This window comes from Lachnotalea sp. AF33-28, assembly GCF_003477885.1.
In the GTDB taxonomy this organism is placed as follows: domain Bacteria; phylum Bacillota; class Clostridia; order Lachnospirales; family Lachnospiraceae; genus AF33-28.
The window spans coordinates 17577-30080 of the sequence record NZ_QUEE01000001.1 but is presented as its reverse complement, the minus strand read 5'-3'; the positions used below and the strand labels follow the sequence as shown (position 1 = coordinate 30080).

The 12504-nt window shown below is 51.5% G+C and carries 9 protein-coding genes; 5 read left to right on the top strand and 4 right to left on the bottom strand.

What is annotated here, in order from left to right; all coding sequences use genetic code 11:
* The first annotated feature begins 9 nt into the window (after positions 1–9).
* The 4 genes from spoVG to DWZ56_RS22845 all read left to right on the top strand — a co-directional run bounded on the left by spoVG (position 10) and on the right by DWZ56_RS22845 (position 6072).
* Positions 10–288, top strand: coding sequence for a septation regulator SpoVG (gene spoVG / locus DWZ56_RS00145; protein WP_118554361.1), 279 nt, complete (start codon positions 10–12; stop codon positions 286–288).
* Between the two features lie 399 nt (positions 289–687).
* Complete coding sequence (gene pth, locus DWZ56_RS00140; protein WP_118554764.1) at positions 688–1251, top strand: aminoacyl-tRNA hydrolase; 564 nt, start codon at positions 688–690, stop codon at positions 1249–1251.
* A 13-nt stretch (positions 1252–1264) separates the two neighbouring features.
* Positions 1265–4801, top strand: coding sequence for a transcription-repair coupling factor (gene mfd, locus DWZ56_RS00135; RefSeq protein WP_118554763.1), 3537 nt, complete (start codon positions 1265–1267; stop codon positions 4799–4801).
* Positions 4802–4899: 98 nt separating this feature from the next.
* Positions 4900–6072 (top strand): hypothetical protein, encoded by a 1173-nt coding sequence (locus tag DWZ56_RS22845; protein ID WP_199679530.1) that lies wholly within the window; start codon positions 4900–4902, stop codon positions 6070–6072.
* A 55-nt stretch (positions 6073–6127) separates the two neighbouring features.
* On the opposite strand, the gene DWZ56_RS00125 is transcribed toward DWZ56_RS22845, so the two are convergent.
* Positions 6128–6652 carry a GNAT family N-acetyltransferase gene (locus DWZ56_RS00125; protein WP_279220268.1) on the bottom strand — a complete coding sequence of 175 codons (525 nt, stop codon included), beginning with the start codon at positions 6650–6652 and terminating at the stop codon, positions 6128–6130.
* Positions 6653–6848: 196 nt separating this feature from the next.
* Positions 6849–7997 carry a hypothetical protein gene (locus DWZ56_RS00120; RefSeq protein ID WP_118554359.1) on the bottom strand — a complete coding sequence of 383 codons (1149 nt, stop codon included), beginning with the start codon at positions 7995–7997 and terminating at the stop codon, positions 6849–6851.
* A gap of 397 nt (positions 7998–8394) precedes the next feature.
* Between DWZ56_RS00120 and spoVT the strand changes: the two genes are divergently transcribed.
* The gene (gene spoVT / locus DWZ56_RS00115) at positions 8395–8940 is read left to right on the top strand and encodes a stage V sporulation protein T (protein ID WP_118554358.1); all 546 of its coding nucleotides are present in this window, start codon (positions 8395–8397) and stop codon (positions 8938–8940) included.
* A 314-nt stretch (positions 8941–9254) separates the two neighbouring features.
* Here the strand turns inward: spoVT and DWZ56_RS00110 are convergent, their stop codons facing one another.
* A complete protein-coding gene (locus DWZ56_RS00110; protein WP_118554357.1) occupies positions 9255–10853 on the bottom strand; it encodes an MBL fold metallo-hydrolase RNA specificity domain-containing protein in 1599 nt (532 codons plus the stop codon).
* 105 nt (positions 10854–10958) lie between these two features.
* Positions 10959–12350 carry a glutamate synthase-related protein gene (locus DWZ56_RS00105; RefSeq protein WP_118554356.1) on the bottom strand — a complete coding sequence of 464 codons (1392 nt, stop codon included), beginning with the start codon at positions 12348–12350 and terminating at the stop codon, positions 10959–10961.
* Positions 12351–12504 lie beyond the last annotated feature (154 nt).

Sequence of the window (12504 nt, the reverse complement as noted above, 5' to 3'; positions counted from 1 at the left end):
GTTACTTATATGCAGATTACGGATGTAAGAGTACGCAAGGTTTCCAAGGAAGGTAAGATGAAAGCGATCGTCTCGATCACGCTGGACAATGAGTTTGTAGTTCACGATATCAAAGTGATCGAGGGGGAGAAGGGAATGTTCATCGCCATGCCCAGCAGAAAAGCTGCCGACGGCGAATATAGGGATATCGCACACCCGATCAACTCCGAGACCAGAGATAAGATTCAGAGCATCATTCTGGCGAAGTATGAAACGACCCTGTTGGAAGCCGACGAGGAAGATCTATAGACCCGCCTGTATTCGACGCCTATAGATGATGTCAGACTTATTTTTAACACAGATACCGTTCATGCTCCACAAATAGCAGGGCAGTGTTCCTCATAGAATATGCTCTGGCTATTAAAGAAACACAAAAAGTAACTGCACAACAGCCCTGCTATGCCGACCGCATACGCCAGGGCTGTTTTAAGTATGCGCTTTTTAATAATTGTAAGCAGCAAGTTACCGTTCAGAGTTGCCGATAAAGCAGCGTAAGGCGGGGCGGTTTACGGAAAACCGTGAACAGTAACGTTGAAACCTCCTTTTGCCCGCTTTACAAGGTACCGGATTCTTGCTACAATAAAGATTCCGGCAGGCAGCTGCGCCAAGGGCGCAGGAGCCGGTTATCCGAAAGGTTTGGTGAATGGCATGTATATAATTGTAGGACTTGGAAATCCTGGAATGCAGTATGCGGGGACGCGCCACAACGTGGGATTTAGCGTCATCGACCGGCTGTCCGACGAATACCGTATTTCCGTAGATACCAGAAAGCATAAGGCGCTGATCGGCAAAGGCGTGATCGGCGGACAGAAGGTCATACTGGCTAAGCCGATGACTTATATGAATCTCAGTGGTGAAAGTGTTAGAGAGCTAATAGAATATTATAAGATCAGCCAGGAAGAGCTGATCATTATTTATGATGATATCAGTCTGGATGTGGGCAAGCTAAGGATTCGCGCCAAAGGCAGCGCGGGAGGGCATAATGGCATAAAAAGCATTATATCCTGTCTGGGATGCGATGTTTTCGGGCGGATCCGCGTCGGCATAGGTGAGAAACCGCCCAGGATGGATCTGGCGGATTATGTGCTGGGCCATTTTCCGTCTGAGGAGCTGCCGGTGATCCGGGAAACGGTCGGCAGAGCCGGTCAGGCGGCGGAAACGTTCCTTACGGAGGGCATTCAGGCGGCTATGAACCGATTTAACGGTTGTTGATTGGAGTATGGAAATGCCGGAACAGCTAAACTATCTGTTTAAAGAGTGGAATGAATATGATCAGGTCAGGCGGGATCTGGACTCGGGGAAAGGTCCCGTTTCATTAAGCGGCTGTATCGATGCCGCTAAGCCTCATTTAATCTCTGGCTTCGGGGAGGAGAAAAAGTGGAAGTTAGTCATCACTTACAACGAGGCCAGAGCAAAGGAACTGTATGAGGACAGCCAGTTTTACGGCCGGGATGTATGGCTCTATCCTGCTAAGGATCTCCTTTTTTATAATGCGGATATCCAGGGGAAACTGCTGGTGAGGCAGCGCATGACGGTGATCAGGCAGCTGCTGGAGGGCAGAGGGGGCGTGATCATCACTGCGGTGGACGGCTGCATGGATCATCTGCTTAGGCTGGAACGCATACGGGAGCGGATTCTGATACTGCGGGAAGGGGAAAGCCGTTCTGTGGAGGAGATCCGCCAGGAACTGGTCTATCTGGGCTATGAGCATGTGTTTCAAGTGGAGGGGCCGGGGCAGTTCTGCATCCGCGGAGGCATTTTGGATGTATTTGGCCTTACGGATGAAAATCCTGTGCGTGTGGAATTCTGGGGAGATGAGATCGACTCCATCCGCGGCTTCGAGGCGGAAAGCCAGAGATCCATCGAATCGCTGGAGGAGATACGCATCTACCCCGCCTCTGAGGTTTTGCTGACCGGGGATGTGTTAAAAGACGGTGCGGACCGCATTGAAAAGGAGTGCAGGCAGTATGTACGGGCCCTTCGGGATCAGATGCGCACGGAGGAGGCTGCCCGGATCCGTTCCAATGTGGATATGTTGCTGGAAGAGCTGCAGGAAGGTTTTATGACCCATGGCCTGGACGGCTATGTGCGGTATTTCTATGAGGATACTGTCTCTCTGCTGGATTATTTCTCGCAAGAGGATACCTTTACCGTATTGGACGAACCTGTGCGCATCTTTCAGAGGGCGGAGGCTGTGGAGCTGGAATTTCGGGAGAGCATGAGCCACAGGTTGGAAAAGGGCTATCTGCTGCCGGGACAGACCAGTATCCTCTATGAAACGAAGGATGTGATGCGGCGGATGGAACGCCCTGCCGCTTTCTGTATGTGCGGTCTGGACCAAAAGGCGCCGCTTATAAAGGTCAACAGAAAATATAATATTATGATAAAAAATGTCAGCTCCTATCAGAGCAGCTTTGAAGAGCTGATCAAGGACCTCAAACACTGGAAGCGGGACCGCTACAGGGTGGTGCTGCTGTCCAATTCCGGCACCAGAGCTATGCGCCTGGCGGAGGATTTAAAGGAGTATGAACTGGATTCTTTCTACCGCCCGGACTTTGATGAAGCTGTAAATCCCGGCCGTATCCTTGTGACCTGCGGTAAGCTTCATAAGGGATTTGAATATCCGTTTCTCCGCTTTGTGGTGATCACGGAAGGCGATATGTTCGGCGTGAAGAAAAAAGCGCGGAAGAAAAAGCATACCTATGAGGGCAAGAAGATACAGAGCTTTTCGGATCTGTCTGTTGGCGATTATGTGATCCATGAAAACCATGGTCTTGGTATTTTCCGCGGCATCGAAAAGGTGGAGGTATCCGGCAATACCAAGGATTATATTAAGATCGAATATGGGGACGGAGGAAACCTCTATATCCCGGTTACCCAGATGGATCTGGTGCAGAAATATGCGGACAGCGATGCGAAGAAACCAAAGCTGAACCGGCTGGGCGGCAGCGAATGGAAGACGACCAAGTCAAAGGTCAAATCCGCTGTCAAAGAAATCGCCAGGGATCTGGTGGAACTGTACGCGGCCAGACAGAACCAGAAAGGGTATCAGTATAGCCCGGATACCGTGTGGCAGCGCGAATTTGAAGAGATGTTTCCTTATGAAGAGACCGAGGATCAGCTATCCGCCATAGAAGCGACCAAGAAGGATATGGAAAGCAGCAATATCATGGACCGTCTGGTCTGCGGAGACGTGGGTTACGGCAAGACAGAGATCGCCATCCGGGCGGCCTTTAAGGCGGTGCAGGACGGCAAGCAGGTGGTATACCTGGTGCCTACGACGATCCTGGCCCAGCAGCATTACAACACATTTACACAGCGCATGAAGGATTATCCGGTACGCATTGATCTGATGTCGAGATTTCGCAGCGCAGCTGAGCAGAAAAAGACCCTGGAGGATTTAAGAAAGGGTATGGTGGATATCCTGATCGGAACCCACCGGGTGCTGTCATCTGACGTGGTGTACAAGGATCTGGGGCTGCTGATCATAGATGAGGAGCAGCGCTTCGGCGTGGCCCATAAGGAAAAGATTAAAAAGATGAAGGAAAATGTCGATGTGCTGACGCTGACCGCCACCCCCATACCGCGCACCCTGCACATGAGCCTGATCGGGATCCGTTCTATGAGCGTGCTGGAGGAACCGCCTATGGACCGTATTCCGATTCAGACGTATGTGATGGAATACAATGAAGAGATGATCCGTGAGGCTATCCATCGGGAGCTGGCCAGAGGTGGTCAGATTTATTATGTTTACAATCAGGTAAAGAGCATCCAGGACATCACGGATAAGATCGCCATGCTTGTGCCGGAGGCCAATGTGGTCTATGCTCACGGGCAGATGCGTGAGAGGCAGCTGGAGCAGATCATGCTGGATTTCATAAACGGGGAGATCGATGTGCTGGTATCCACCACCATCATTGAGACCGGACTGGATATCTCCAACGTAAATACAATCATCATACACGATGCGGACCGGTTCGGGCTCTCGCAGCTCTACCAGCTTAGGGGACGTGTGGGCCGTTCCAACCGGACCTCCTATGCCTTTTTGATGTATAAACGCGATAAGCTTCTTAGAGAGGAAGCCGAGAAGCGGCTCCAGGCGATCCGGGAATATACGGAGCTGGGCTCAGGCATCAAGATCGCCATGCGGGATCTTGAGATCAGAGGGGCCGGAAACCTGCTGGGCGCACAGCAGCACGGCCATATGGAGGCTGTGGGATATGATCTGTACTGCAAACTGTTAAATACCGCTGTAAAGGCCCTGAAGGGAGAAATGCCTGAGGAAACGTATGAGACCACTGTAGATCTGGACATCGATGCATATATTCCGTCCTTTTATATCCGCAATGAGGCATTGAAACTGGACATCTACAAGCGCATCTCCGCCATCGAGAACGAAGAGGAGCATATGGATATGCAGGATGAGCTGATTGACCGTTTCGGGGAGATGCCGAGGGCTGTGGAACATCTGCTCAAAATCGCCCTCTTAAAGGCGGAGGCTCACGAGGCGCAGATCGTTGAGATCGACGGGAACAAAGACGAGCTGAAATTCACAATGTACGGCAAAGCCGATGTAGATCCGGCCAGGATTCCCGAACTGATCCGGCGCTACAATGGGCTCCTTAAGTTCGCCGCCACAGATACGCCGTACTTTGTGTACACCAATAAACGTAAAGAGATCCGCGACGACGAAACCCTGCTTACCAGCTGCCTGACGATCGTCCGCGACATAAAGAACCTGAAAACTTTGACTGATGTCTGAACAGATACACTTTCACCAATCTTTCACTGTTTTTTGGTTGCGCAAAAAGGGGAAAGGTATTATAATTTCCTTTATGAGTACAAACTAGGAGGATTTCTATGAAAAGACAAGTGATAAAAGGAGTGACCCTTCTTTTAACGGCTGTGATGGCCGTAACAGCCCTGGCGGGGTGCGCAAAGAAAAACATTGATCCTGCGGACTACGCTGCCACGGTGGCGGCGACGTACGGGGATGAAAATATTTATCTGGATGAGGCGATGTTCAGTGCCAGAAGCAGCCAGTACAGCAATGAAATCTATTTCCCCTATTTCATGGCCAATATGACCGCTAAGGAGGCATGGGAGTCCGAAATAGAAGCGGGCGTTACCATGCAGGACTATGTGAAGGAAAGCGTGATGGCGCAGCTGTTGCAGACCCGTGTGCTGATGGAGCATGCATCGGAATACAACGTTTCCCTTACAGAGGAAGATCATGCCAAGATTGAGAAGGCCGTAAAGAGCTTCATGGAAGATGCGGATGAAAAACTCATCGAGGCTTCCCATGTAACAGAAGAGCTTTTGACAGCAATTTATGAAAAGAACGCCCTGGCCAACAAGGTGTGGGCCGCCGTGGCGGATGGCTGTGACAAAGAAGTGAGCGAAGAGGAATCCAGACAGGTTCTGGTGGAGTTTATCCTGGTGAGCGAGTCCAGCGAAACCTATACGGAACCGGAGGCCACAGCCAATGAGATCGCCGACAGGGTGAAAAACGGCGAGGACATGACGGAAATCGCTTCCGAAATGGATGGGCTCACCCGCGCGAAGAACAACTATACCAGAAGCGATACAACCCAGACCGGCCTGGCCTCCCATGCGATCACCATGGCTACGGGCGATGTGGATGTTTACTATCTGGAAGGAACCGGCTATTACGCCATCCACTGTATTTCCGATTTTGACGAAGAGACTACACTGGATAAGAAGGACAGCATCATCGATACCCGTAAGGCTGAATACTTCAATACCGTGTATACCGGCTGGGAGAAGAAAGACTTCAAGGTGAACGATGACGTATGGGATCAGGTCGTATTTACAGACGTCACCCTGTATGAGACCGAGGCTGCTACAGAAGCACCCTCCACAGAGGCAGGAACCGCTGCAGGTACGGAAGCGGGCACTGCTGAAGAAACAGGTGCCTCCGCTGCGGAAAGCTCCGAAGCCGCTTCCACGGAAGCTCCTGCCACAGAGGCTGCGACCGAGGCTGAAAGCACCGAGACAACTGCTGCAGAATAATCTTTTAAATAAAATGAACCCGCCAGACATTTCGAGTATGTCTGGCGGGTTTTTATCATGAATCGGGCAGCTGGGGGTACTGTGTCGGGGAGGAACGGGTCCTGCAGAAGCAAAGCGAGTCAATCCATCCTCTTTGCGGATGAAACACGCGGTTATGATAAATCCCTGTGAGCTCAAAGCCCAGAGCTTCCAGCGTCCTTCTGGATGCGGTGTTATACTCGTAGCATTCAGCAAAAAAGTATTCCGCATCACCGCTTTCAAAGCAGTATTCGATAACCGCAAGAACCGCTTCTTTCGCAAATCCCCGCCGGCGGTATGCCTTGTTGATATGATAGCCTACAGATTTACCGCGGCCGTCCTCACTGTCCGTGAGATGAATCAGCCCGATCACTTTGTTTTCCCCTTTTATGACGGCAGCATAATGCTCATCGGCTTGCGCGATCGCGAAGAAACTGCGGACAAAAGCAGGATCATCCTTTCTGGTAAATGCGTGATAAGCCCCGTCATCCAGGCAGCTCTGTTCATCCGAAACCAATTCATATAAATCGTCCATGTCCTCTGTCCGGACATTTCGAAGCAATAACCGTCCCGTCGTTAAGTCCCGCAAATCCCATCCCCCCCGACATTCGCAACTGATCCATACACCTATTATATGGGGCTGGGATCGAAAGTCAACCCATGAGATAATCTTAAGAGTGAAAACGTATCCGGAAGCGCATGGGGCGGACTGGCGGAGGGGGGAGCGCTACAGCCAGCGGTACCGGTCCGTTCCCGCTTTATTGGGTCATTCGGATCAGCTGGTCCACCGGCGTCAGCGCAAACTGCACTGCGCCCAGCACCGTGGTGGTATGAGCGATATAGCGGTCATCAGCCGTAAACTGTGGATGAGGGTCCGTATGGTAATCCGAAGGCTGTTCCTTAGTGAAAAGCGACGGATTGTCGGAGATGATGTAGATCTTTTTCTCAGTCCGCTTATTATAGAAGGCCGTGCGCGACGGGCATCCCCGCCAGAATTCGTCGTTTTCATCCAGAGTAAACAGGCTGTCATCCCGGCAACTGTGTCCGTGCCAGGCTGGGGAGAGCACTTCCATGACCGTCTCTCCCGTATTCATATTGTAGGAGCATATGCCGGTGTTGTGCTTATATCCGCCGCAGTAATAGAACTTCTCCCCCTGCCTGGACCACCATTCGTGTGTGGCAAGATGGTTTTCATAAACTGGGTAGGATACCGGCTCTTCTCCCCGCCTGATTGTCCAGAGCCTTAAGTATCTTCCGTCGGATTTTCGTGTGCGGACCGTATGATGCTCGCCTGTGATTTTATCCGTCCACAGATCCTCTGCAAACAGCACCAAGTCTTTATCCGTGGGATGAAACTGCGCATGGTCCATGCAGTAATCCCGGCTATACCATTCCGTATAAATGCCATCCGCCAGTCTAAGAGACCCCATATGCCAGCGGTCCCCCATGTCCCCGTCCAGAAACAGCTCCGTGCGGTCAGCGCTGAAAGTCAAATGTGTGGCCATCCGTCCGTTGGAGGCTTTTAAAAATGGATTGGAAGCTACGAAAACAACGGATGCCCCCTTTTTTGGCGCATGCTTATAGATCCCCTTTGAATTACACCAGTATAAATCCCCGGTTTTAGGATCTACGGCAGGGGAGGAGCTGGTAAACTGTGTTTCCGGGAAATGAACGATTTCATCCGTTTCAAAATCGATCAGTCCCAGCGTCCTTCCGTTTCCGGCGGAACCGGAAGGCGGAAAAGCGCAGTAAAACCACAGAAAGCGCCCATCCTCTGTCATGGAAGGATTGACAAAATAAAAGGACTGAGTCAGCGGCGCGAGTTCATTTTTCAGGATATAGGTCACCACACCTGTGACAGGGTCCTGATAGGGAGTGAAATGAGAAGAAGTTTTTGGAGTATACATACGATCACCCTTTCTGCTTATCCTAGGTTTCAGTTGATAAGCGGTCCTGTTACGAATTAATTGGTTCCACTTCATTTTAGCGTAATCCCGCCGCACATTAAATTGAAAAAATGCTGGATTATATTAAAAATTCAGAAAACAGTACATTTATGTACCAGGTATAGTAATCCACGATTTACAAATAATAACAGTGCGGAAGATATTCCTGTCCTGTCATGCGCGGGAACTTTACGGTAACGGTGAACTGTAACGGTATGCCGGGTGATCGGTAAGAGTTTTTCAGGAAAGAGTGCAAAAGATGGTCAGGTCAGGTATAATAAACCTCTATTTACAAATAATAGTAGCAAGGCAGCTTTTTGCAGAAATACTATAAGCGTAAATGGAGGTTTATTTTTAAATGAAGGCTACAGGAATAGTGAGAAGAATTGATGACCTGGGGCGCGTGGTCATACCAAAAGAAATCCGCCGTACATTAAGGCTGCGTGAAGGCACTCCATTGGAGATCTTCACGGACAGAGAAGGCGAAATCATATTAAAGAAATATTCCCCGATGGCGGAACTGGGCAGTTTTGCCAAACAGTATGCGGATTCCCTGGCGCAGGTGAGCGGACATATGGTCTGTATCACGGACAGGGATCAGATCATCGCTGTAGCAGGGGGGAAGAAGGAACAGCTGGGCAAGGCAATCAGCAAACAGCTGGAACAGCTGATCTTAAACAGGGAATCCGTGACGGCTGTGAGGGAGGATAAGAAATATGTGTCCATAATTGCCGGTGAGGCGGAAGAATATACCTGTCAGGTAATCTATCCGATCATCTGTGAAGGGGATGCGATCGGAGCGGTTGCCTTAATGGGAAAGGATGCGCGCATCAAGATGGGAGAGGTGGAACAGAAACTGGCCGCCGCTGCCGCCGGATTTTTAGGCCGCCAGATGGAGAGCTGAAATACTGTCCTTTTATACCCGAAATTAAAAAGTACCTCCGCCGGATGGCTGTGGAGGTACTTTTTTATTCAATAGAAAAATGCGACCTATTGAATAAAAAGCCCTCCGGGCAGGATCGCACTGCGGCGGAATGGAATGATGTCGCTGAAGCGACCCGCCGCAGGCGGAGAATCCCGCGAGCGGGATTCTTTTCATTCAATAGGAAAATGTGGCCTATTGAATAAAAATGCTCCGCAAGGATCGCACTGCGGCGGGAAGGTATTATGTCGCTAAAGCGACCCGCCGCAGGCGGAGAATTCCGCGAGCGGAACTCACTACCGATCCCATTTATCGCATAGCGCGTTGATCTGATCGGCAAATTTGGCCAGATCTTTGTTGGCGACTCCCTCATTTCTGTGAATGACGGTGATGAGCCTCTGCCCGGCGGCCAGAAGGCGGGCAAATACTGCGGAAGCTTTTCTGGCAGCAGGCTTAACAGCAATGCGCACCGGAGCAGGGCTCTCGATGCATGCACCTGTCGCCAGATCGTAGACCGTGCCGCTGTAAGGAGCTGTGGCTGTGTAGCCGTACTGCTCGGTTAGCAGTGCGGTAAAGCTGTCACATACTGCATCCTCGCCGTGAACGACGAAGACACGGTCCGGTTTGTCCGTAAAGGCGTTGATCCATTTCAGAAGCCCCTGCTGATCCGCGTGCCCGCTCATGCCGTCCAGCGTTTCGATGTGTGCCCTAACCTCGACCTGTTCGCCGAACAGCTTTACTTCGGACGCACCCTCAATCAGCGCCCGCCCCAGCGTGCCGTATGCCTGATAGCCTACAAAGAGAACAGTACATTCGCGCCTCCACAGGTTGTGCTTTAAATGATGCCGGATCCGTCCCGCCTCACACATGCCGGATGCGGAAATGATCACCTTTGGCCGTTCGTCAAAATTGATGGCCTTGGATTCCTCACTTGTGATGGAGAGCTTCAGACCCGGAAAATTTATGGGGTTGATGCCCTGTCTGACCAGCTCCATAGCCTCTTCGTCAAAATAACCGGCTACATTCTGGTTGAATACGTTGGTAGCCTCCACCGCAAGGGGGCTGTCTACATATACTTCAAAACCCTCATGCCCCCTGACCAGGCGGTCGTGTTTGATGATTCTTAAGAAGTACAGCAGCTCCTGTGCGCGCCCCACTGCGAAGGAAGGAATCACCAGATTGCCGCCCCGGTCGAAGGTCTCCTGGATCAGCCGGGCCAGCTCGGCAACATAGTCCGGCAGAACCTTGTGGCAGCGGTCCCCGTAGGTGGATTCCATGATGACATAGTCGGCATCCGCCGTATATTGGGGATCTTTAATGATGGGCTGGTTCATATTTCCGATATCGCCTGAGAAAACCAGCTTTTTGCTGCAATCCTTTTCTGTGATCCAGACTTCGATGCTGGCAGAGCCCAGCAGGTGGCCCACATCCGTAAAACGCACCTCAATGCCCTCGCAGAGGTCAATGCGCTCGCCGTAACCGACACCGGAGAAATGCTGCAGCACATTCCATGCGTCTTCCATCGTATAGAGGGGGGTATAAGCCTCCTGCCCGGAACGCCTGGCCTTCCGGTTCCTCCATTCAGCCTCAAACATCTGTATATGCGCGCTGTCGCGCAGCATGATCCTGCACAGATCCACTGTAGCCTGGGTGGCGTAAATCCTGCCTCGAAAGCCTCTGGAATAGAGAAGCGGCAGCAGACCCGCATGATCGATATGGGCATGCGTCAGCAGAACATAATCAATTTCCGAAGGGCTGACCGGAAGATCATGGTTTTCGTAAATGTTCGGCCCCTGTTCCATACCGTAATCCACCAGAACGCGTTTGCCGCAGGCTTCAAGAAAATGGCAGCTTCCGGTCACTTCGTGATCCGCCCCGATAAAGGTTAACTTCATAGCAGTCTCCATTTCCGCGCATGAGCTGCGCAATAAATTGTGATGTATATTTTTATTATACGACAGAGGGGGACGGTTTAAAAGTAAAGAATCGATATTACATGCTTAAGCATGAGGTATATTTGTATATCTTGCGATTTCATCGCTGACCGTACAGAGATCATCGACAGACAGGTCATGTACATCGTCATGTCCGGTAATGCGCGCAAATGTTTTCAGCTCTTCTAACGTTACGTTCAGGTAATTGGCGACCCTGGCCGCTCCGGCATTTAATGAAAAGCGTTTCCGAAGCTCGGGATCCTGCGTGGCGATTCCCATGGGGCATTTGCCGGTGCCGCAGATCCTGTACTGCTGACAGGCGGCGGCGATCAGCGCGGCGGAAGCGATGGCCACCGCATCCGCGCCCATGGCCAGTGCCTTGGCAAAATCCGAGGATACCCGCAGCCCGCCGGTGATCACGAGGTCAATATCCGCGTGTTTCTTGTCCAGATAATTTCTTGCGCGGTAGAGAGCATAAACGGTAGGAACGCTGGTGGCATCCCGGATCAGCTTGGGACTGGCTCCGGTGGCGCCGCCGCGGCCGTCTATAGTGATGAAATCCGGTTCCGCAAAAATGGCATATTCCAGATCCTTCTCGATGCGTCCGGCGGCCAGCTTTATGCCGATGGGGCGCCCTCCGGAGATATCGCGCAGGCGCGAGACTAACGTGCGCAGATCTTCTTTCGTCTCTATCTCCTCAAAACGCGAGGGGCTGATCACATCCTGGCCCACCGGCTTATCACGCACCCGGGCGATCTCCTCGGTTACCTTCGCGCCCGGCAGATGCCCTCCCATGCCGGGTTTAGTGCCCTGACCGATTTTTATTTCGATGGCATCGCTGGTCATGAAGTTTTCTGTGGTAGTGCTGTATTTATTCGGAACATATTCAAATATGTAGCGGTAAGCGGAATTCTTTTCTGCAGGCAGTATGCCGCCTTCTCCGCTGCACATGGCTGTTTTGGCCATGGCCGACCCTCTGGCCAGGGCGATCTTGGTTTCCGCCGAGAGGGCGCCAAAAGACATATGGGAGATATAGACCGGGCTTTCCAGAACCATGGGAAGGCGCGCGTGCTTTCCGATTACCGTGGTGGTGCGGACATCGGCGTGCTCATCGAGAGGAAACGGATTCAGCTGTGCGCCCAGCACCAGGATATCCTCCCAGGAAGGAAGCGCGATCTTCGTGCTCATCGCATCGATGATCGAGGATCCGCTCACCGCCATGCGGTGAATATCCTCCATATGGCGTTCCCCTGTATTGTGCCTTTCAAATTCAGCAGGATAGGACAGCTCCCCTGCCGTTTCCTCCCTTCGGGCGCCGGCTTCTTCATCCGCAGCAAGAGGAGAAAAAGAGGACTTCGCCGTCCCGCAGACCTGACACTGTGTCAGTGAGGAGAACGGTGCCTTCGCGGCCTCCTCATCATAAACATACCCGCATACATTACACTTGTATTTAGCCATATAAACCTCATTTCTGCACCTATTTTAACGGGGTATCCCCATCCTCCCGCGCGGCCCCGGTGCCCACCGCATGCACACGATAAAAGTTTCATAAAATAGTAATAATTACTGATTTTACTATATTCTTTTTCTCCAGTTTTGTCAAGCAAATCAC